At 46.8% G+C, this 21,658-nt stretch carries 25 protein-coding genes and 1 pseudogene; 16 read left to right on the top strand and 10 right to left on the bottom strand.

The features are described 5' to 3' along the window. The first annotated feature begins 10 nt into the window (after positions 1-10). Both V6E55_RS08150 and V6E55_RS08155 read left to right on the top strand, forming a co-directional pair. Complete coding sequence (locus V6E55_RS08150; protein WP_042933968.1) at positions 11-316, top strand: HigA family addiction module antitoxin; 306 nt, start codon at positions 11-13, stop codon at positions 314-316. A gap of 106 nt (positions 317-422) precedes the next feature. Continuing rightward, a pseudogene (locus V6E55_RS08155) lies at positions 423-749 on the top strand (transposase domain-containing protein); the annotation flags it as partial. 118 nt (positions 750-867) lie between these two features. Here V6E55_RS08155 and V6E55_RS08160 read toward each other — a convergent pair. Together V6E55_RS08160 and V6E55_RS08165 are read right to left on the bottom strand one after the other, a co-directional pair. Next, entirely contained in the window at positions 868-1,074 is a 207-nt protein-coding gene (locus V6E55_RS08160) for a helix-turn-helix transcriptional regulator (protein ID WP_047725194.1), read from the bottom strand. A gap of 302 nt (positions 1,075-1,376) precedes the next feature. Then, complete coding sequence (locus V6E55_RS08165) at positions 1,377-1,619, bottom strand: helix-turn-helix transcriptional regulator (protein ID WP_044350487.1); 243 nt, start codon at positions 1,617-1,619, stop codon at positions 1,377-1,379. Positions 1,620-1,731: 112 nt separating this feature from the next. Here V6E55_RS08165 and V6E55_RS08170 point away from each other — a divergent pair, with 112 nt between their 5' ends. Then, on the top strand, positions 1,732-2,598 hold the full coding sequence (locus tag V6E55_RS08170) for a hypothetical protein (RefSeq protein WP_044350485.1): 867 nt from the start codon (positions 1,732-1,734) through the stop codon (positions 2,596-2,598). Between the two features lie 342 nt (positions 2,599-2,940). Here the strand turns inward: V6E55_RS08170 and V6E55_RS08175 are convergent, their stop codons facing one another. Further along, positions 2,941-4,398 (bottom strand): YfjI family protein, encoded by a 1,458-nt coding sequence (locus V6E55_RS08175; RefSeq protein ID WP_047724808.1) that lies wholly within the window; start codon positions 4,396-4,398, stop codon positions 2,941-2,943. Positions 4,399-4,633: 235 nt separating this feature from the next. Continuing rightward, complete coding sequence (locus tag V6E55_RS08180; protein WP_072040125.1) at positions 4,634-5,266, bottom strand: inovirus Gp2 family protein; 633 nt, start codon at positions 5,264-5,266, stop codon at positions 4,634-4,636. A gap of 541 nt (positions 5,267-5,807) precedes the next feature. Here V6E55_RS08180 and V6E55_RS08185 point away from each other — a divergent pair. The 9 genes from V6E55_RS08185 (at position 5,808) to V6E55_RS08225 (ending at position 11,072) form a co-directional block, all read left to right on the top strand. Continuing rightward, complete coding sequence (locus V6E55_RS08185) at positions 5,808-6,632, top strand: DUF932 domain-containing protein (protein WP_040217125.1); 825 nt, start codon at positions 5,808-5,810, stop codon at positions 6,630-6,632. 5 nt (positions 6,633-6,637) lie between these two features. Further along, entirely contained in the window at positions 6,638-6,886 is a 249-nt protein-coding gene (locus tag V6E55_RS08190; protein ID WP_044347584.1) for a DUF905 domain-containing protein, read from the top strand. A gap of 79 nt (positions 6,887-6,965) precedes the next feature. Next, the gene (locus tag V6E55_RS08195; RefSeq protein ID WP_014837277.1) at positions 6,966-7,409 is read left to right on the top strand and encodes an antirestriction protein; all 444 of its coding nucleotides are present in this window, start codon (positions 6,966-6,968) and stop codon (positions 7,407-7,409) included. Between the two features lie 11 nt (positions 7,410-7,420). After that, a complete protein-coding gene (gene radC / locus V6E55_RS08200) occupies positions 7,421-7,900 on the top strand; it encodes a RadC family protein (RefSeq protein ID WP_014837278.1) in 480 nt (159 codons plus the stop codon). A 13-nt stretch (positions 7,901-7,913) separates the two neighbouring features. Then, on the top strand, positions 7,914-8,135 hold the full coding sequence (locus tag V6E55_RS08205; protein ID WP_014837279.1) for a DUF987 domain-containing protein: 222 nt from the start codon (positions 7,914-7,916) through the stop codon (positions 8,133-8,135). Positions 8,136-8,159: 24 nt separating this feature from the next. Then, the gene (locus V6E55_RS08210) at positions 8,160-8,519 is read left to right on the top strand and encodes a type IV toxin-antitoxin system YeeU family antitoxin (RefSeq protein ID WP_047683727.1); all 360 of its coding nucleotides are present in this window, start codon (positions 8,160-8,162) and stop codon (positions 8,517-8,519) included. A gap of 55 nt (positions 8,520-8,574) precedes the next feature. Further along, positions 8,575-8,964, top strand: a complete 390-nt coding sequence (locus tag V6E55_RS08215; protein ID WP_047683725.1) for a TA system toxin CbtA family protein — start codon at positions 8,575-8,577, stop codon at positions 8,962-8,964. A gap of 81 nt (positions 8,965-9,045) precedes the next feature. Further along, positions 9,046-9,885, top strand: a complete 840-nt coding sequence (locus V6E55_RS08220) for a DUF4942 domain-containing protein (RefSeq protein WP_047683720.1) — start codon at positions 9,046-9,048, stop codon at positions 9,883-9,885. An 872-nt stretch (positions 9,886-10,757) separates the two neighbouring features. After that, positions 10,758-11,072, top strand: coding sequence for a hypothetical protein (locus V6E55_RS08225; RefSeq protein ID WP_316942558.1), 315 nt, complete (start codon positions 10,758-10,760; stop codon positions 11,070-11,072). Here V6E55_RS08225 and V6E55_RS08230 read toward each other — a convergent pair. Continuing rightward, a complete protein-coding gene (locus V6E55_RS08230) occupies positions 11,069-11,878 on the bottom strand; it encodes a DUF4225 domain-containing protein (protein ID WP_316942559.1) in 810 nt (269 codons plus the stop codon). The two genes, V6E55_RS08225 and V6E55_RS08230, sit on opposite strands and share 4 nt — an antisense overlap. A 566-nt stretch (positions 11,879-12,444) precedes the next feature. Here V6E55_RS08230 and V6E55_RS08235 point away from each other — a divergent pair. Continuing rightward, on the top strand, positions 12,445-12,789 hold the full coding sequence (locus V6E55_RS08235; protein ID WP_316942560.1) for a putative T6SS immunity periplasmic lipoprotein: 345 nt from the start codon (positions 12,445-12,447) through the stop codon (positions 12,787-12,789). Positions 12,790-13,127: 338 nt separating this feature from the next. Here the strand turns inward: V6E55_RS08235 and V6E55_RS08240 are convergent, their stop codons facing one another. Further along, positions 13,128-13,940: a LecA/PA-IL family lectin gene (locus V6E55_RS08240; RefSeq protein ID WP_114979943.1), complete on the bottom strand. Its 813-nt coding sequence runs from the start codon at positions 13,938-13,940 to the stop codon at positions 13,128-13,130. 330 nt (positions 13,941-14,270) lie between these two features. Between V6E55_RS08240 and V6E55_RS08245 the strand changes: the two genes are divergently transcribed. The 3 genes from V6E55_RS08245 to V6E55_RS08255 all read left to right on the top strand — a co-directional run bounded on the left by V6E55_RS08245 (position 14,271) and on the right by V6E55_RS08255 (position 16,816). After that, complete coding sequence (locus V6E55_RS08245; protein WP_316942561.1) at positions 14,271-15,434, top strand: OmpP1/FadL family transporter; 1,164 nt, start codon at positions 14,271-14,273, stop codon at positions 15,432-15,434. Between the two features lie 53 nt (positions 15,435-15,487). Beyond that, on the top strand, positions 15,488-16,117 hold the full coding sequence (locus V6E55_RS08250; protein ID WP_114979945.1) for a helix-turn-helix domain-containing protein: 630 nt from the start codon (positions 15,488-15,490) through the stop codon (positions 16,115-16,117). A gap of 99 nt (positions 16,118-16,216) precedes the next feature. Next, positions 16,217-16,816 carry an outer membrane beta-barrel protein gene (locus tag V6E55_RS08255; protein ID WP_129995035.1) on the top strand — a complete coding sequence of 200 codons (600 nt, stop codon included), beginning with the start codon at positions 16,217-16,219 and terminating at the stop codon, positions 16,814-16,816. A 58-nt stretch (positions 16,817-16,874) separates the two neighbouring features. On the opposite strand, the gene V6E55_RS08260 is transcribed toward V6E55_RS08255, so the two are convergent. The 4 genes from V6E55_RS08260 to V6E55_RS08275 form a co-directional block, all read right to left on the bottom strand. Then, complete coding sequence (locus V6E55_RS08260) at positions 16,875-17,273, bottom strand: hypothetical protein (RefSeq protein ID WP_316942563.1); 399 nt, start codon at positions 17,271-17,273, stop codon at positions 16,875-16,877. 224 nt (positions 17,274-17,497) lie between these two features. Beyond that, positions 17,498-18,568 (bottom strand): ABC transporter ATP-binding protein, encoded by a 1,071-nt coding sequence (locus tag V6E55_RS08265; RefSeq protein WP_316942564.1) that lies wholly within the window; start codon positions 18,566-18,568, stop codon positions 17,498-17,500. After that, complete coding sequence (locus V6E55_RS08270) at positions 18,561-20,330, bottom strand: ABC transporter permease (RefSeq protein WP_129995038.1); 1,770 nt, start codon at positions 20,328-20,330, stop codon at positions 18,561-18,563. Before V6E55_RS08270 ends, V6E55_RS08265 begins: the two co-directional genes overlap by 8 nt. A gap of 82 nt (positions 20,331-20,412) precedes the next feature. After that, positions 20,413-21,501 carry an ABC transporter substrate-binding protein gene (locus V6E55_RS08275; RefSeq protein WP_114979950.1) on the bottom strand — a complete coding sequence of 363 codons (1,089 nt, stop codon included), beginning with the start codon at positions 21,499-21,501 and terminating at the stop codon, positions 20,413-20,415. Positions 21,502-21,658 lie beyond the last annotated feature (157 nt).

The following is a 21,658-nucleotide window of genomic DNA, read 5'->3' on the forward strand; positions in this document are numbered from 1 at the left end:
ATTATCATTGATGAGACAGTTTAAAATCTCCCACCCCGGAGAGATGATCGCCAGGGATTTAGCTGATATGGGGATTAGCGGTTGTCGATTTGCTCTCAATATTGGGGTTACGCCAGCAACCGTATCTCGCCTTCTGGCTGGAAAAACTGCATTAACTCCCGCACTTGCCATTCGAATATCTGCTGCGCTAGGCAGTACGCCTGAGTTTTGGCTCAGACTTCAAAGTGCCTTCGACTTACGCCAGCTTGAAAGCGAGATAGACACCTCAAATATCGTGCTGTATGGCACAGGAAGCGACGCAAAGACCAGCGCATAAAAGAAACCCGCCACTATCGGCGTAATGCCGATCAGTTAAGGATCGGTTGACCGATCCAGTGGCTGTGTAAGAATCCGGAAATGTTCATTCGTTTCCGGATTTTTTTATGCTTCTCAGTCAGGTACTCAACACCGTTCATAATTTTACACCGGAGGCGTTTTCTGCGCTTTCTGAACTGCTTTCACCTGAACTCATTGATGAATGCCTCGCCGATACAGGTATCGTCACTATTCGCAAACGTCGGCTTCCGATGGAGATGATGGTCTGGGCCGTGACCGGAATGGCATTGTTTCGTTCCCTGTCCATGAACCAGATAGTCTCACACCTTGATATTCTTCTGCCTGGTAAACGTCCCTTTGTGGCACCCAGCGCCGTTGTTCAGGCTCGTCAGCGACTGGAAGCCGATGTCATCCGTCTGGTCTTTGAAAAAACACGCCTGAACCGCCCCGGTTTTCCTGGAGTGAGTTAAGTTCGGGAGTTCAGGCTGCCAGATCCTTGTTCCCGATGGAAGCGTAATACGCTTTTTCTGCCTCTACGTTTTGCATGCATGGTTAGTTTCCTCTTGATTTTTCCATACGCTGTTTTAACCATGTCTTTACTTCACTTTCAGTCCAGCGGGAGCTACGGCCCAATTTAATCGGCTTCGGGAATTCACCGTCCTTGATGAGTTTATAAAACCATTTGTCTGTTAATCCAGTGTAAGCAGTAATAAAGGCCATATTAACGAGGCGATCTTTTGTGAGGTCTGTATCTGACATGTGATTATTATTTTTATGATTAAATACTGATGCATGTTCTTTCATTATTAATTCTCTTTCGGTAAATATACAATATCTGGAGTTGTTTGAAGTTTAGACTGATTTTTTTCTAAACTTTACCTTTAAAATATAACTGTGCGAAGAAAAATCACCTTCGGATATTATAAGTATCATCATTCAGGATGGATCATGAATTAATAGCGATTTTTTATATATCGTTAACTTACCTATATGCTGACATGAGTTGATCTGGCAACAGCAATAAATATTGAATAGATGGTATTAGCATTACAGCTACAATATCAGATTGACATCGGGCGATTATTTATCCAGTCGTCCAGTTCTGACTCCAGCCAGCCAACTGATTTAGTGCCCAGGCGACGTTGGATGGGAAAAGTTGGATCATATCGTGGTGATTTGGTGTTTAACCAGTCATAGATGGTCGCACGAGCGATGCCTAGCTTTTCCATGACATCTTTGATCCTGAGCATTTTAGCTGGATTTACATACTTTACTGTCTGCTGTGTTGAGTTACTTTGAGACATAATCAATACCTTTTTTGCGTTTTAGACAGGGACTATGTTGCCAACAAATGCCAGGCTACAATAGGCCTTAAGTAAATGAGCAGTTAAATCACTTCAGGGGGCTTTACTTTTTATGGATAATGTGAGTTGCGATTCTTTGGATGAAATATATCAAGACATACGCAAGGCTTTTGAAGAGAAGCTTGAAGCGTTAGTAACAAAGCTGAAAGGTTCAGTCCAATACGATGAACTGATAACAATGCGTGAAAAAGCTTATGAGGTTATTGAGGAATTTAAGACCATCGAGGAGGTACTGCCGGAGAGAATTGTTGATGAATCCCATCCAGATAATTTCCGTTTACTACAGGAATTTAATGATGTTAATGGAATTATTGTGCCAAAACCGTATGTCTATAAAAAAACTTACGCTGAGGCTCGGGCCAGTATACAGAAAGAAATGTTTGACGGTCGAATTTCTGGAATTATCAAATTAGTGGATGAAAACTTCTGGTTACATTATCTTTTTATGGGGTTTAAGGATTTTTACTGGAGTGAGTATATTTTATCAAATGGCAATAAAAAAGATAGTTGCGAGTTTTTACTTTATGCACTACTTTATATCACCTACGCCGCAGACAGAAATGATAAAGCAAAGACTGGTGATTGGCTTAGATTAAATGAAAGGTTTGATAGAATTAAAAGAAAATCAGCATCAAGCCTTGGCGGAAAGAAAAAATTAAAAGATCTCGATTATCTAAAGCCATATATATCTTCAGCGCTGTCCGATCATTCCCCTGAAGGTGGTTGGGAAAGCAAGAGGCAATTCATTGATACCATTATCCCACTCGTTGTAAAACTTGATGGAGAACACAATTCCGAAAAATGGAAGGGAGATCCAATAAAAAGGGAAAACACATTACGTAATAGAATCGATAAATGGTTATTGGACGACCTGCGGGACAATTATGATAAATTTATTCGAAATAAGAATAAGCGTTAATTAATTGAGTTAAAAATAACTTTTTGCATCTCCAATGCCCTTCCATATCTCATGTATTCACAAGTATGCTTGACACTTGACCAGGGAAGGGCATTATTTTTCTTTGCAAACTTAGAATAGTATAAAATTAATATGATAATGTCCGGAGGTGACAGTGATAACTGATGTTTTTCCCGCCTGGAACACCATCCCTGAAAATAATATTTTTATAAAAAAAGTTTTTATATATTTTCAAAAACATCATATATATCAATTTATTGCCACTCCGTTTGAAATATTCAACATATCTTAATCACTGCTATCAGTTGCTACTGGTAGCAACTGATAGCAGTGCAGTTGACATCAATGACGATGGATATGTATTATTTCGCTGGTGCTGCCATTACTATTTTTAATTTTTTCAATTCTTATTTTCTCATCTTCTTCCAGATAAGCTAGCGCATCGTTAAGTTTTCTTGAGTTTCTTAGAGCATATGGGCCTTTTCTCCTTACTATCATTTTATTCAGAATGGTGGGAGTGTTTAATATTTGAGGGTAATTAACATCAGGATTCTTGTATTTTAATAACCATTTGTACAATATATCAGCGTTATGCTCTATTGAATCTGAGCATGATGAGATAGCATCAAGAGCCTGTTGATAATAAAAATACGCTGTTTTCGCACCTGCCTGAATGGTTCTTTCAGATATTTCATTTCCGTGCTCATCACTAAAAAGATGAAAAACCCCAGCCAGTCTGACAATATTTTCAGGCATCTTAGACAACATGCCTTCTACAACAGGATGTTTCTCTCTGTCTTTAAGTATACGTGATTCAATATGTTTATATACTAAACCGAGTGCTGACTGAGCCTCTTCGGATAAGTATAGATATTTATGCTTTTCATTATTTTTGTACCTCTCTTCAGAAAGCAGCAGTAGTTCCTTTATTCTGTCATGAAACCTGATGGTGTTACTTTTACTGTTATTCTTAACAGAGCTGCGGTGACCTCTTTTTGAAGTTACTCCGGTTATCATAAAACGGGACAGAAACCCTGAGCCTACTGCATAATCCCCCTGAAGTTTGATATATTTTTTAAACTCACTGGACTGAATCATTAATAACATTGTAAACATACATTCATCCATACTACACCTGCCACTTTTTCGTTCTATATCAAACGGAGCTCCATCCCATAAAAGGTTTAAAAATCCCAGGTTATTCTTTGCACGTCCTTTGAAGAAAATACCGGCCTCATCCGACATAAGACTCGATGAAGGCACATGACTGCAGAGTCCCTGCTGTAGTGCTTCTGGTGTCGTATCACTGTAGATCAACTTATGCAATGCGGGTGGTTGCGGTTTTTTTCGGTAAAGCTCTTTCATGCTCTGAGTATCGTATTCAACATCAATTCCTTTCTCGGTTTTTTTACTAATCACTTTCAATAGTGCTTTCTCCTGACTTTTCCATGACTGAAGTTCTGCATTGTAATCCAGCATTAATAACGTATATTTTTGACGTGATTCCTTTTCAAAATCAAAAAATGGTTGTGTGACTAATTTAAATACGGCACTTTTTCTCTCTCCAGAGTCAGCAATAACGGTGTAATACATTGGGCAAGGGCTCACTCTCCCGTCTGGATGTTGTATTTTTATTACCCCCTGGCATGCCAGTGATACAGCAGCCAGAACAACTGTTTCAATGAGTTCTACCGGAGCCTGTAGTTCTCTTTCTATCTCCTCCACGGCATCTCTTAAAATGGGAGGAAAAAAATTTACAGGATTGTTATTTCTATCATTAAGCGAACATCCAACACTCATATCTTATCTCTCATGTCAAGTTTATTTTAAGGGTATCTCCTTCCGGTAATGAGAATATGCTATCCGGCTGCTATTTGGAATACACCAGAAAACCATCAGACCAAATTAGCTTTATTTGGATTGATATTATTTTAGTCAGGATTGTTTTGCTACCTGATACTGTACAGATATGAGTCATGAACAGCCCTGTGCTGGTCTGTTTTACTCATGGGTAAATAGATGATTTGTGATGCCATTATTTAAAGCTACATCCGAAATTACGTTCACCATCTGTAAAACATTTGCTTTTCTTTTTTGCAAAGTAACTTGTCCGGTAAATCAGCGAGCAATATGACTCACTTTGCTTGCCATCCTTTGCATTCAGGTAATAACAAGGATTCCTGGGTGTGTGGACTAACTCTTTATCGGGGGGATAAATGAAACTGACAGCACTCATCCATGACTCACGTATAAGGCGGAGGAGTGTACCTTTTTTACTATCGTACGCTCCCAGTGTATTGAAAGTGTCCCCGTTGAGTAAAAGTAATACGTGATAATGTTTTTTATGTGAATCAGGTGCAAACTCTCTGGCCCAGACAACGCGTAATGATGTCTTACGAACTCGCTTTCCCTCTTTCTCCCGCTTGTTAAGATAATGTGAAATTTTTGCTTTCAGAGAATCCGCAAAGCGGGATATTACTGATGAATCTGTCCTTGCGAAATTAGCCTCATCAGGCATGTCATTTAATGGTTTGAGAACAGGAGTATGTAAATCTATTCTTACAGCCAATACTCTTGAGTGTTCACTCAATGCTTTATCAATAGTCTGTTCTATTTTCTTTAAATGGTATTGATTTAATTTTCCGTGAGAGGTGATATATTCGTACATACTATCTGTTTCCTTTTTTATATTTCGAAAGTGTTAGTCGTAGTAGAGCTGATTATTTAATTAAATCACTTGCTCTACGCTTGTATTGTTCATATGCATTATGCATACGGTATATGTTTACTTGCCGAGTTATATGCATGAGCGTTGTTTTATTGGTGATGGAATGTTTGTTGGTTTCAATGTATTGAATTACATGTGTTCTCATGTTTATTAATCTAAAGATGTTAATTTAAATGCATTGATATGTATCAGTAATCTATATACACATCTATATACATACATAGACAAACGCCACTGTTCTTTAGTCTGGGGTTGAAATTGCAATAAAGGAAGGAGTTAACGATATTCATGATTTTTATACCTTTTTAGCCATCAAATTGCTCTGGAGTTATCACATATAATGCTCGGGCTTTTTTTTATTAAGTTATGGATGAATTTGAATCTATATTACTTTGGTGAAAATCCGTTATTCCTCGAAGCATATATCTATTCTTCTGAGGTTAAGCCGTTTGGTGCAAAGAGATAAATTAAGGAACTCATCATGAAACTAGCCAGTCGTTTTGGACGGGTAAATCAGGTACGGCGCGACCGCCCGTTAACCCGTGAAGAATTAATGCAATACGTCCCCAGTGTTTTTAGTGAGAATAAGCACGAATCCCGTTCAGACCGATATACCTGGATACCGACCATCACTATTCTTGAGAATCTGCAGCGGGAAGGTTTTGAACCTTTCTTTGCCTGCCAGACCCGCGTTCGGGACCAGCGCCGACGGGAGCACACCAAACACATGTTACGTCTGCGTCGTGCAGGACAGCTCACCGGCCAGCAGGTGCCCGAAATTATCCTCCTCAACTCACACGATGGCTCATCCAGTTATCAGATGCTGCCGGGATTGTTTCGTGGTGTCTGTACCAACGGACTGGTCTGTGGGCAGTCATTCGGTGAAGTGCGGGTGCCGCATAAAGGGAATGTGGTGGAGAAAGTTATTGAAGGGGCTTATGAGGTACTGGGGATATTCGACCGGGTGGAAGAGAGACGTGATGCCATGCAGTCGGCTCTGTTACCGCCACCAGCGCAGCAGGCGATGGCGAGGGCCGCTCTCCACTATCGTTTTGGTGAAGACCACCAGCCCGTCACTACTGCTCAGATACTGACGCCACGTCGTTACGAAGACCGCAGTGACGACCTCTGGACGGTGTATCAGCGGGTGCAGGAGAACCTGATGAAGGGAGGACTCGCGGGGCGCACCGCACAGGGGCGAAGCAACCGTACCCGTGCTGTGAACGGTATCGATGGCGATGTGAAACTTAATCGTGCGCTGTGGGTGATGGCAGAGAATATGCTTGACCTGCTGGGACAGGCATAACTTCGATGCGGAGGAACATACCCGTGAACACCGAAACCCATCCGCAACTTCCCTCCGGCCCGTTTACCCGTGAGCAGGCTTCAGGCATCGCAGCGCAATATGACAACGTCGCCATTGAAGACGACCAGGGAACGCATTTTCGTCTGGTTATTCGTTGCGAAGGAGTGATGGTCTGGCGGGCATGGAACTTTGAACCTGAAGCCGGGGTTATGCTGAACAGCTACATTGCTCGTTATGGCATCCGCAGGTCCTGACCAACCTTACCAGACTTCAGTCTCAGCCTTTCCCGCCAGCCCTGACCGGCAGGCTTTTTTATTTCCGGAGTCATTAATCATGAACAACGCATTAACGGATAACACCATTCCGACAGACACTCTTTGTGCCACACCTGTTAAAGATGAACAGCGCCTTCGTTTCTGGCCTCAGCATTTTGGTCGTATCCCACAGTGGATAACCCTCGAACCCCGCATCTTTGCCTGGATGGACCGGTTGTGTGCGGATTACAGCGGTGGCGTCTGGACTTTTTACACTCTCAGTAACGGTGGTGCCTTTATGGCTCCGGAAGAGAGTGACGGTCTATGGTATCTGTTTAATGTACTGAATGGTAACAGCGCTGAAATGAGTGCTGAAGCTGCGGGGATTGCGGCCTGTCTGATGGCTTACAGTCACCATGCCTGCCGCACGGAGTGCGATGCCATGACGGAGCATTATTACCGTCTGCGCGACTATGCGCTGAACCATCCTGAACGCAACGCCATTATTTACATCATCGACTGAGGCCCCGCACCATGGAAAAACAGTTACCGTTGTTTGCATATGAACTGACGGCATCAGCACAACAGACCATCCGCGAGGCGCTGGCTCTGCTGGAGCGCCAGTTACGCGAGCCCGGCGCATCGTTTACGTCCAGCAGCTCAGTAAGTGACTGGTTACGGCTCCAGCTGACCATGGAGGAAAGAGAGGCATTTGTTCTGCTGCTTCTGGATAACCAACACCGGCTGATTACGCACGAAACGTTGTTCAAAGGCACCATCAGCCATACCGAAGTCCATCCCCGGGAAGTGGTGAAAGCCTCCCTGAAATACAATGCGGCAGCCGTGATTGTTGCTCACTGCCATCCCTCAGGCCATGCCGAACCCAGCCAGGCTGACAGACGGGTGACAGAGCGACTGAAGAACGCTCTGGACCTTGTGGGTGTGCGTCTCCTGGACCACCTCGTTATCGGCGGAATGGATATCGTCTCGTTTGCTGAACGGGGCTGGTTGTAAGGGAGGAGTATTAATGAAAATTATCAGTAAGCGTCAGGCAATGGCGATATACCGCCAGCATCCACAGTCCCGGTTGTTTCGCTTCTGTACGGGGAAATATAAATGGTCCGGCAGTATCTGCCACTATGCCGGTCGCGAGGTGGACGATATCAGCGGTGTACTGGCCGTATTCGCAGAGCGCCGCCAGGACCGCAATGGCCCGTATGTCGTATTACGCAGCGTAAGCCTGAATTAATTCACGATTAAGGAGGACTACATTTTGTCGAAGAAAACCACGATAGAAACGCATGATATCAGCGAATCCTGGTGGGGGCTCAGACGCAGTGTCTCCGCGTGTTTTGGTGCCCGACTGGTCCAGGAGGGAAACCGCCTGCATTACCTGGCTGACCGCGCGAATTTTAACGGACAGTTCTGCGATGCGGATTTGCGCCATCTTGACCAGTCTTTCCCGGTATTGATGAAACAGCTGGAGTTAATGCTCACCAGCGGTGAACTGAATCCCCGTCATCAGCACTGCGTCACGCTGTATGCAAAAGGTCTGACCTGCGAGGCCGATACGCTCGGTTCGCATGGCTACGTTTATATCGCGATTTATCCCACTCCCGTCACCACAGAATAACACCGTAATACTTCACCCTTCAGCAAACACATCTTCCACTATAGAGATAACGTTTATGCAAACCAAATCACCCCCCTTCATGCGGGCGGCATCGTCACGTCCGTCTCCCGTGGGCGTCTGGCAGACCCTGCTGACCTGCCTGCTGGAACACCACTATGGCCTTACGCTTAACGATACGCCGTTCAGTGATGAACTGGTGATTCAGCAACATATCGAGGCGGGTATCTCGCTGGCCGATGCCCTGAATTTTATTGTTGAAAAGTATGAACTGGTCCGCACTGACCGGCCAGGCTTCAGCATCAGGGAGCAGTCTCCGTTTATTACATCCATTGATATCCTCCGGGCCAGAAAGGCAACGGGGCTGATGAATTGTGGCACGTATAAAGATGTGACGGCCATTACCAGAGGACTGCATAGACAGGTCAGCACCCCCGGTAAACGCTGATATGCCTACAGAATCCCACAAAAATATAAACGCCAGCCCTGACCGGCTGGTGTTTTCTGTTGTATATAAAGGAGAAAGCTAATGAGCAGGAATATCGTGACTGAGCCTGAAGTGTTAACCGGACAAAACGGTATGATTTGCTCCACCAGCATTGAACGTATTGTCACAGGCCGTAATGCTGCGTTGACAAGGATTGAAAGCCTTATTCATGCGCTTGATGATATCTCCATTCTTACTCGTGACATCGGCGGCGGTACAGCACAAGTGTGGGGGATGCGGGAGGGCCATCGCTACGATTGCTGGTTTACGGAAAAACCCGATAAAGCGATGAAAACGATTACCCGCAATATTGATCGCCGTATCTGGCGCGATCTGATGAATAAATCAGGCATGTTGAGCCTGATGGATGCTCAGGCTCGTGACGAGTGGCACAAAAGCCTGGAGAAAGACGATATCCCCGCGATATCTGAAGAAAATATCCTTAGTACCTTTGAGCAACTGAATCACGACAAACAGGCCGTTTTTGAGCGTGGTGTTATCAACGTTTTTAAAGCGTTATCGTGGGATTATAAAACGAACTCACCCTGTAGGTTTGGAAAAAAGATCATCATGGATGGTCTGGTTTCTTACAACCGCTGGGGGTTTAGCTTCACACATGGCTATCGACGCGACCAGATTGTTGATCTGGAACGTATGCTGACACTACTTGATGGTAAGCTGCTTCCGGACAATCGGGCTGACATTGCCTGTCGGCTGAGTGACCATATCGGCCAGAAGCGTACTGCCGCTGTTTATGAGGATGAGCTGTTCAGGATTAATTATTTTCAGAAGGGGAGTGCGCACATTGCGTTCAAGCGCCCTGAGCTGATTGAGCGGCTCAACGATATTATTGCCAGACACTATCCGGGGATGCTAGCTTGATTATGTTGTGGTAATTGGGTTCCCTGTTTGGCAACCAAACTATGTGCAGTTCTGTGAAAATCCAAGCGGAAGAATTACTGTATACGAATGTGTATAGCTATTGATGTAATGGAATAAAAATAATTTAATTACAGTGAGTTAAGTTCTTTGTTCGATTCCCTTCGCCCGCTCCAATCTCCCGATAAATCAACTGATTATGATTTATCAGTTAGTTACGATCCCCCACTTTAGCAGGTACAACTTAAACTACCCATTGTTCTACGCCCGCATCTGTCGCGTGATTGGTCTGTGGTACAAGGGGGCATATCATCACGCTGGCGGAGGTTCCAGGTTCTTACCGCGACAGCAAAACAACGAACAAAAAGCCCCATACCTGGCATAACTCCCGAACAGATTGATCACACGCATTTAAGCCCGATGTGTGGCCTGTGAGCCACGTAAACAGGTGAATAGTGGTAAACGTACCTGCACACAACATGCAGGCTCTGCCAGCGCTTCGCTCACGCTCAGAAAAGTACACGGGCATCCTGATAAGGTGTGATCCCTCTGACAATCTGATTTGGTCACTGGTGACTTTCGAAAAGCGAAACCAACTGGGTTGGCCTGATGAAGTCGCTACGCTCCGCTTGTTGCTTGTACCGCTAACGGGGCTTTATGGCTGCTATTGCCTGAAATCTGTTAAATAGCACAAACATCATGTGATCGTTAACCTTATATCGTCTCAATGTCTTGGCATCATCCAGAAGATAAGAAAGGGGGGAGATGTAATATGCCGAAAAGTTTCGGCTGGATTGCTGTAAAGTTCATCAGTATGATTGCTTGCACAATCAGCGATTGAGAAAACACTCCAGGGAGATAAGGGACGACACGATATGAAAGTAACTGATGAGGCTTTGTTACGTTCAGGGTTTACGCAGCCCGAATTGCAGAAGATAAAAAGCAATATTGAAAAATATGGAGGAACGCTTGGAGAGGCCATAAATGACCTCGCCAGGCGATTTATTACCTTGATGGGAGTGGTGGCTGTGTGTGCCTTTATCCTACTGTTACTTATCATCTTCAGCTCACCTGATAGAGCAGTTGCATGGGGGCTGGCGATGATCTTTGGGGTTGCCATTATCTCTTTCGCACAGCCGCCGGTAATTTCCTATAAATCCTGGCGTTACCGAAAAACTATCAAGGATTAACTGGTTCCATTTTCTGTTGTCAATAGGTCGAAAATCACTTTTGCTTTAACACCATAACCGACAATCTTCATTGTTAGTTTAGGAGTGCTCATTGTGCTGACTTTGCGATAGTAATCGTGTGGAAGCCAGCGGAATAATCTCCAGGCTCCAGTTTTTCGAGCGAGTCCTACAATGCTATACACACTGGCACCAAGAGTAACACCATTATAGAGAGCCAAGCCCGTGTTAGGATTAAATCCCATGAACTGGGCCGTATGCATCGCGGAGTCAGCAATGATACCTTGCGAGGGTTTATGTCCTGCAGGCTGATCAAAGTTGAGCACTTCTTTCGTTAATCCGTTCATTCCATCGGCAATCAGGACTGCCCCAGCCAGCATACCAATCGGCCCCATAGTGGATAACATCATAAAGCCACCAAAGAGAACCACGCCTGATAGCACCACATTTACAGCGGATATAACATAACCGACGATTTTATTATTTTCCTTAACAAACACGATTTTCGCGTAAAGCTGTGCGGCTCTGGTTCTTAACAGACGTTCTTGTTCGTGCAGATTATCCGTTTCGGTACGCAGATTTTTGATGCATATAATGCATTCTTCATCGGTTTTAGCTCGTCGTGCGGTTTCAAATTCTTTCTCTACAACCTGTTTTATCTCTTCGACAAACTTGATACGTGTAAGACCATCTTGCAAATAGAATGCTGACAGCCGGTTTGCTGTTTCGACGAGTTTCCGGGCTTCCAGATTCACCATGGTATCTGACCATGTTCTGTTCCACCCCCTGTTGAGCAGCGCGATATCCATTAAAGACTCCTTCCCAAAATGTGCCTGGTCATTTTACGTGCAATAAAGTCGAAAACAACAGGAAATGCTTTCCCAACGTTTGATTTTAGCGGAACGAACACATAATCAAACTCTGAGACTCCACGCGGCAATTCTCTATTTTTCATTGTCCGACGTTTCAAACTGACCTGCTCCCCGTTGATTAATACACCGCGATGTTAGCAATGTCTTCATAAGACACATGAGGACATCCCTATTAAGAAGCCATTTTCCGACGAACAGATCATCATTATCATCTGCGATGACTCCCAACGAGGAGTTATGGTGCAGAGAGTCTATGTACAGATGAGACTTTTCCGCAAAGTTGGTTTTCATTGAAGATAAAGGTATTTTCATCCATGAACTAGAGCATTAGTGGCAACATCAACACGAGCAATAGGTGAGAATACGGGGCACTTTTAGCTGGGTTGCTGAATATACTTATAGACTGGTTCAAGAAAAGCTTACTGGGTACTGCTGGTTTATGGGATCAGTAAATGGTCTTACTATTGAGAGCTGGGTGAATAGGAATGTACAGAGGAGTAGGTATGTTGCTGGGTGTCGTATTTCTCTTAACGGGATGCCCTGGTCCTGGTGACAGAATGGTAGATCGAGAATCTACAAAGGCATTTATCAAAGACAATCTTGTTTGTGTGGTGTCGCCACTGGAACTACAGGAACGGATTACCGCGATTCAAATCAACAGCGATAAAAGCGACTCTCTTCACAAGGTTTTTGATGACAAGCCTGTTTATGTACCTAAAGGTGAGTGTCTTCCTGTGTTCGGATTTAAGTTTATTTCTGGAAAACGATATAGCATCGCATATGAAGTCCAGTCTGATAAATCAGTGTCACATTTAATCACTGCTGATTTTTCTTATCCTAAAGGATAAGGTGCTGTCCAAACAAGAGGGCAGGCTCATCTACCGATGGGAGACAATGCATAAATGACTTTGAGTTGTCTGTTAAACCTGTGGTGATTCAGAGTCGTGGCTACAGTGATGTTATGTTTTCAGAATAGCATTTATTGAGACGCGTCTTGTTCCAGACGGTCGCTGACAGTGAGAAGATAGGGAACATAATAAAGAGTAATAGAGTGTGTTTATTGCCTGTTGGTGTAGCACATATGTTCATCATATGTGCTACACAATTTTTCAAATCATCTATCGCCTTGCGAAGAAAGATCTACTATTCTGTATTTCCATTGAATAGCAGTTCGCTAAATTAGCGATTAACCCTTAATTTTAAGCTCTTTAATTCGGAAATCGTTGCCCATACTTGCCGCAACATGACTAACAATAACGAGTTGTGCATTACTACCCGTGGCTTTAAATTTTCCACTCAGGGTTACCCATTCATTCGCCTGCTTCAGTTCCAGCGGTGCGGAAATATCTTTGCCATCCGCCCGGAGCGAAATTTTTGGCGCTTCATATTTTCCGATAATGCGCGCAACTTTCACCGTCCAGGTATATTCATGCCCGGCGGTAAGACCTGAAAGTGTCTTTTTGAGGATCTCTCCGGCATGGTTTTTGCCAGGTTTGGTAATGAATTCTACCGCTCTCGTGCTGGTATCAACCAGGTAAAGATCGTGCCCGGCCGGTCCCGCCTGCCAGTTATTCCAGTTATCACGTTCAAAGTTGGTTAAATCTTCATATGGTTCTGATGGTGCTGCTGTAATATCCGCCTCACGATATACTTCAACACTGAATTCACCGGAGTTGTCTTTATACTGGTCTTTACCGTCTGCAAAAATCAGTGACAGTGCACCTTCCGCAGGAACTGACCAGCGATATTTATGGTTGCCAACTGGATATTCTTCTTTACCAATCCGCGCAAGCAGCGAAGGGTTGCGAACTGCCAGCGTTTCACCTTCCCGAGGAATACGCCCTTGTGGTGCGGTCAGAGCAAAAGTTTCACTCCCATTTTTGGCCCAACCACTGGCCAGAATGGTAATGATCTCTCCTGGTTTAAGAGTAATGCCGGTATTTATCGCTTCGGCATTCTTTGCTTCCACTTTTCCTGACCAGATTAAATTAGTGCTCATGTCTGACTCCTGTGACATTTGGCGGATAAATTCGCCATTGAAAATTATCCATACGGAATGTGTTTATTTGTGATTCTCCGTCAGTTAACGGCTCGAATGAGAATAGTCAGGGTGTATATAGAATTCAAAATTATAAAAATGATAATTTTGATTGTTATTTTTTAATTTATTAAAAACTAACAACTATTTTTTATGATATTAAGAATAATCTTAATAAGATGCGCCATATGTCATGAAGCGGGCAAAATTCAAAAATAAACATGCTTTCTTTTTACTCGCTCTTTATTCGCTGATATACCTTCCGCGTTGTTTATCTTTAACGAGTCAGATATGAAAATACGAATATTACTGAGTGTGGGCCTGCTGGTGAGTTCCTGCACCCATGCCAGCGGCCTCTATTTTTATGAAACAGGTACCGAGGATACCGCTCTGGCCGGGGCAGGGCAGGCTGCTCGCGCCCAGGATGCCTCAACGATAATGACCAACCCGGCGGGTATGACACAGTTACCGGATCATATGTTCACTGGTGGGTTACAGGTGATGGATGGGTCTATCGACTACCAACTGAATAACACTGCGCAGCGCAGTCCTGGTGATGTGATGAAAACCTTCCCGAATACCAGCGCCTTTTACAGCCAAAAAGTGACCGACAATCTCTATGCCGGGATCGGGCTTTATGGCAACTATGGTCTGGGGATCGATTATGGTAACTGGGCGGGCGACAGGCTGATCAAAAAGAGCACAATGGCAGCGATGACCCTCAGTCCTTCTCTGGCGTACAAACTGAACGACAGGCTTTCAATCGGTGCATCTGCCAATGTGAACTACGGTTTTTTGTCGCTGACCCGTAACGTTAACGATAATGATCGCCAGCAGCATGATCATGACTGGGCCATGAGCTATCGTCTGGGGCTACTCATGGAGTTGTCCGGGCAGACGCGTGCCGGGATCACCTGGAATAGCCAAACCGACTACGGTTTCAATATTAACGGTAAAGTACGTGGAGACACTCTGCCGCTCTCAGCCCAGGTCCGCGCACCGCAGCAACTTATGCTCAGCGTCGTGCATGATGTGAATCAGCAGTGGTCGTTGATGGCCGATCTCGGCTGGCAGGACTGGAGCCAGTTTGGCGCACCGCAGGTGACGGTGAACGGACGGAAAGCAAACCAGGAGAACCGCATGAAAGATACCTGGCATAGTGCGCTGGGCGTGCAATACCGGCCAACGGCACAATGGCGTCTGAATGCTGGTGTGGCATTTGACAGTTCACCTTATCGTCGTCAGGATGATGTGGCAATGACACTTCCCACTGGCGACGAGTGGCGCTTCGGGACGGGGGCACAGTATCAGATCTCTCCGGCCAGCAATATCGGTATCGCAGTAGAGTACCTTCATATGCAGTCATCAAAGGTGAGCTCGCCGTCTGCCTTCGCGGGAAGTTACGATCACCCCCATCTCTGGTTTGCCAGCGTCAACTATAGCTATCAATTTTGAGCAGTTTATCGTTGGTCTATACTGGAAATTATCCCATGTTAGAAGGTTGTACTATGCATATTTTACCGCCTGTTCGACCGGAAAAATCCATTGAACGACTGACCGCGATCCTCGAACCGATTGCTGAACAAGTAAAAGTCATCCCACGTAAACGGATCACCTGGGCATATAAAGGTCGCCAGCAAATGTACCTGTTTCTGGAGGGCGAACTGTCCATACTTCGTGCCCAGGATGGTTTGTTGTTGGTCACGGTTTACGAGCCTCATCTGTTTGGTATTGCAGAGATGATCCAGCCCACTCAGGGGCATATTCTTCGCGCTGAAACAGAATCAACCATCTTGCGTGTTGATGCAGAACAGGCCGCCGATCTTTTTCGTGAGGAGGGGGTATGGGAAGATGTGTCGGCATTGCTTTCATATCACACGGCCTATTTAATTTATCGCGATGCTCAGGTTGTTCAGCAGCGAACCTATTCTGTTATTCGTAACCATCTGCAGGAGATGATATTACTGCCTGAAGAGGCGCGTATGCGCACGACAATTCTTGACTATATTCAGGACCGTACACTATTATCCCGTAGTAGTATTCTCAATGTCTTATCAGCCCTTAAACAAGGAGAATACATCTCTTTTAAACGCGGCGGATATTTATTAACTCTTGGTAATTTACCAGAGTCATTTTAGTGAAGTTTAAAATTAAACATAAAATCAATTAACCACCATCTCGTTTACCGCTATTGTTTGTTTACTGAAAAACATTCAACAGTGTAAACGGGATTTTCTATGAAAAAGACACTTGTCGCTTTAATTCTTGCTAACGCATTTACCGCAACCACCGCATTTGCTGCAGCCGATGTAGGTACCTGGTATGGCGGTGCTAAATTCGGTTGGTCACATTATTTTGACACAAACACCGGAGCTAAAGCACACGACGCCAATAACAGCTTTGATCAGGATAATGTCGGTGGCGGTGTTTATACCGGTTACCAAATTACACCCTGGCTTGCTGTTGAGGGTGGTTACGATTACTTAGGTAATATGCAGATCAAAGGGCAGCATGGCGCAGGCGCGCAAATGAAGGCTCAGGGTTTGCAAATGTCCTTAAAAGCCAGCTACGCCATGACGGACAACTGGGATCTTTATGGCCGAGCCGGTGCGATGGGGTATCGTGCTGAGTCTGATGTAAGTGGTCACAATCGCTTTGAAACCGGTGTACGTCCGCTTGTGGCTGTGGGGACGGAGTATGCGTTCAACAAAAACTGGGCGGGGCGTCTGGAATATCAGTGGGTCAGTAATGTAGGTAACGCGAACCAGATCGGGGTGAGCAGTGACGTAAGCTCCGTTACGGCAGGGGTAACTTACCGCTTTGGACAGCACGACTAATATTTACCCGCATTTCACTAATACAAGCCCGGCTATGGCGTAGTCGGGCTTTTGACGTTTATCCTTTCATTAAAGGTTGAAGCAGGACATTAATAGTACTCAGACCAGCCTCATTTTTATCTTTCAGATATTGCTCGTTGACCATCTCTAACTGTTCCAGCTTTGTCAGAGAAGCATAAACTGGCTGGATGGGACTGTCCTCAGTAAAAATATCTCTCGCTGTCGCATCCTGTAAATACTTCACTTTAATGTTATTCGTTAGTTTATCAATCTGCTGTTTGTTTCTCTGGTAAAGCGCTGCAATGTGTGAGGTCTGCACCACCGGTGGTTTTTCACCGGGAAGGACTAACGGGATATTTAGATGGTTTATTTGTTCAACTTTATCTGGCTGGGAATGACTGCATGCGGTTAATGAACCGAGGCTGAAAACAGCCACTAATAGCGAGAGTTTATTCATGGGGAACTCTGAAAGGATAAATGAGGCAGGTATTATCTAAAACAACGATGGCAGCTTCAGGTTAAAGTTGTTTATTTTTAAACGTAATAGCGATGGATAATGAAACGCTACCGCTGGTAGCCTTATTTAACCAAAACTGATTATTCCTCGTTGGGGGGATGCAACGTAGTGCAATGACTGTCGCTCAGGAGTTGCAAAAAAGGCTGCATTGCGCAGCCTTTTTATCACCCTTTCGGGAAGATCCAAACATGCTTCTCAGGCAGCGAAAGATGGCAGTGCTGCGGGTCGCGAACCTCATGCCCATACGCTCGGATCACAAAATCATCCCCCGTCGTACGGAACAAATATTCCCAACGGTCGCCGAGATACATGCTGGTGAGCAGCGGCAGTTCAAGCTGATTTTCCCCTGGACCGTCGACCACCGCCACACGCTCGACGCGGATCACCGCCGTGGCCTCAGCACCACTCTGTACCCCTTCACCGGCCTGGCCCCACAACACCCAGCCTTTTCCTTCGATACGCGCTCTGCCGTCGCGCACTTCGGTGACCTTGCCATGCAGACGGTTATTGCTACCCATAAACTCAGCAGTGAACAGCGTTTTGGGTGAGCCATACATCTCCTGAGGTGTGCCTTGTTGCTCAATTTTACCGTTGTTGAGCAGCAGGATGCGGTCGGAAATGGACATCGCTTCGTTCTGGTCGTGCGTTACCATGAGCGCGGATAAACCGAGTTTGATGATCAGCTCACGCAGGAACACACGTGCCTCTTCGCGCAGCTTGGCGTCGAGGTTAGAAAGCGGCTCGTCCAGCAAAATTACCGGTGGGTTATAGACCAGCGCCCGACCAATCGCCACGCGCTGCTGCTGTCCGCCGGAGAGCTGGTGCGGGTGGCGTTTACCCAGATGACCCAGACCAAGCTGGTCCAGCACATCCTGCACGCGCTGCTGGATCTCTTTGGCCGGGACTTTACGCAGTTTGAGCGGGTAAGCCACGTTTTCAAACACGGTTTTATGCGGCCACAAGGCATAGGACTGGAACACCAGCCCCAGGTTACGCTCTTCCACGGGGATCTCGCTGCGCGGTGTGCCGTCGTAAACTTTGTTTTTGCCAATGACAATCGAACCCTGAGTGGGTTTCTCCAGACCCGCCACCGCACGCAGCAGGGTGGTCTTGCCGCTACCGGAGGGCCCCAACAGGGAAACAACCTCACCGCGCTTCAGGTTCATGGAGACCCCTTTTAAAACAGGATTGTCGCCGTAGGTTAAGTGCAGATCGTCAACCGCTAATTCAATCATGTATTTTGACTCCGAAACGAAGGGCAATGCCCAGACCTACCACGACCAGCAGGATGTTAATGAAAGAGAGCGCCGCCACGATATCAATGGCACCCGCAGCCCAGAGGGAAACCAGCATCGAGCCGATGGTTTCCGTCCCGGGTGAAAGCAGGTACACACCCGTTGAGTATTCGCGTTCAAAGATCAGGAACATCAGAAGCCAGGAACCGATAAGACCGTAGCGGGAGAGCGGAATAGTAACGTGACGGGTGATCTGGCCACGTGTTGCCCCGGTGCTGCGCGCCGCTTCTTCAAGCTCTGGTCCCACTTGTAACAGCGTTGAGGAGATGAGTCTGAGTCCATAAGCCATCCACACTACGGTATAGGCCAGCCAGACACTGAAAATGGTGCTGCGCAGCGAACGCAGCCAGACGATGACGTTTTCGCGCATCCAGTCGGTCCAGGCAAACCCGGAAAGCCAGCCGGATTTCAGCGCATTATCCAGCCACATCGGCAGGAACAGGAACACCCACAAAAATGCCAGCCCCGCCAGCAGGCCAGGCACGGCGCGTGGCACCAGCACGCTGTAATCCAGGAAGCGCGTGGTGTTGTCCGGTTTGCGGTGCATGGCAATGCCGACAAACAGGTAGCAGACTACCGCCAGCGCACCGCCAATCACGCCAATCGCCATGGAGTTGATGATGGCACGCAGCAGGTTGGGCTGCGCCCAGATGGTGCGGAAGGTGTTCAGAGAGAGCTCATCCCACAACGAAACGCCGACGCCCCAGTTAGAGATAAACGCACGCAATACCACGCCGAGCAGCGGAACACCGATGGTAACGGTAAGCCAGAAGGCAATCACCGCGCCAGCAACCCAGCGCCATTTACCCAGCGGTAACGCACGGGCCTGAGAGGCTTTTCCCTTCATGGTGACGAAGCGGTTGGCGGTGCGCATCAGGCGTCGCTGGAGCATCACCAGCGGGATGGTGATGCAGATCAGCACCACGGCAACCGCCGCCATCAGGTGATAGGATGGGGTACCCATCTTGTTCGTCAGCTTATAGAGATAGGTCGCCAGCACCATGTTGCCTTCCGGGTCGCCGAGCACCAGCATCAGGCCGAACACTTCCAGCCCCAGGAAGAAGAGCAGCACAGTGGCGTACAGAATGGACGGGCGCACCATCGGCAGGCTGACGGAGGTCATCACCTGCCAGGGAGACGCGCCCGCGGTGCGCGCGGCCTCTTCTACATCGGAGCCTACGCTGCGCAGCGCTGACGAAATATACAGATAGGCGTGCGGGACGTGCGTCAGGCCGGCAATGACCACAATGCTCGACATGTCGTAGATATTCCACGGCACAAAGCCAATCAGCGCCTCAGCCCACTGGGAGAGAAAACCCACCGGACCCGCGGCTACCACGTAGCCGAAGCCCAGTACCATCGGTGAAACGAAAATCGGGACCAGGATCAGCGGCTCAATCAACCGGCGACCGGGCAGGTCGGTACGCACCATCAGAAATGCCAGCACACCACCCAGCGGAATGGAGATAAAAACCAGCCCGAAGGCGAGAATAAAACCACTTTTCAGGGCCTTATAAAAATCAGGGTCGGTGAAAATAAAATCAAATGATTCAAAGCTCCACTCTTTTGACGGAGAAAAGAACGGGGCGGACAGGAAGCTCTGTATCACGATAAACGACAGCGGCGTGTAGATAACCAGAGCGGTTATCAGCACGACGATGCCTCGCGGCAGGCTTTGCCACTTTCTGCGTAATGTATTCATGGGGTATCCCTGGTGTTGCAGCCCAGAAAAACGAACTCAGTCGATGAACTGGAGCGCGGCGGCCTGCGCCGCGCTCAGACGCTTATTTACCGGCGGCAGTACGCCACTCTTTGATGTACTCCAGGCGTTTTTTTGGCTGCAGGTATTCCAGCAGCGTTTCATCAACCGGGATCGGCTTCAGCGCGTTGCCGAGGATTTTGGTCAGACCGTCGATATCATTTTTCCCTTCGATATCATTACGAATGGACGGAATGTCTGCCTGGTTCGCCAGAATGTTTTGCCCTTGCTCAGACAGCACATAGTCGAGCCACAGTTTTGCCGCATTACTGTTTTGCGCCTGCTGGCTGATGAACGACACACGCGACAGCACCAGGGTGTAATCTTTTGGATAGGAAATGCCGAGCGACGGATCGTTCTTCGCACGTGCTTCAGCATAAGATCCGAGGATATTAAAGCCGATCAGGTTTTCACCGGAGGAGACGCGCTCCATCATGGTGCCGGTAGACGACTGCACTGATAAACCACCTTTGGCGACGTCAGCCAGGGTTTTAAAGTAATTAGGATCGGCGTTGTGATCCTGCACTGAGAGCATAAAGCCCAGACCCGACTTCTCGATGTCATAGGTGGTGACTTTGCCCTTGAATTTGTCCGTCTGGCTGGCAATCAGTTTCGCCAGCGCGGCGTGAGAATCGGGCACGTCGCCGGCCGGGATCAGGCGTTTGTTGTAGATAAAGACCACCGGCTCATAGGTGGTGCCGTATGCCTTGTCTTTCCAGACCGCCCATTTCGGCAGCTGGCTTTGCTCCGGCGATTTGTACTCCATGGCGTAGTCGGTGGCGAGCTTCAGACCAGTGTCCATGGAGGAGCTCCAGACTACGTCGCCGCTTACACCGCCGGAGGCCTGTTCACTGATGAAACGGTTGTACAGCTCGGTGCTGTTCATGTCGTTGTATTCAACTTTAATGCCCGGGTAGGTTTTTTCGAAGCCCTGGATCAGCGGCCCGGCAGCTTTGATGTCGGTGGTGGAGTAAATGACAACCTTGCCCTCTTTCGTTGCGCCATTGACAACGTTTTGATACTCAGCAGGATAGCCCTGCGGCAAGGCAGACAGTGCAGAAGCAGAGAACAGTACAGTAGCGGTAATCAGAGAAATTCGGAATGTGTTCGACATTATAGTTAACCTTTTAGTTACATTTGAGGAACTAATTGTCAACATAGCGCAGTGGGCTCCACCCACAATAGGGTGAAGCGGGCAATGATTCCGAAGTGTGATTGTTGCCGTCGTTTCAGCAATTAACACCATAAAATCCGCGAACGTTAGCCTGTGA

The organism is Enterobacter sp. 342, assembly GCF_036663495.1.
Classification (GTDB): domain Bacteria; phylum Pseudomonadota; class Gammaproteobacteria; order Enterobacterales; family Enterobacteriaceae; genus Enterobacter.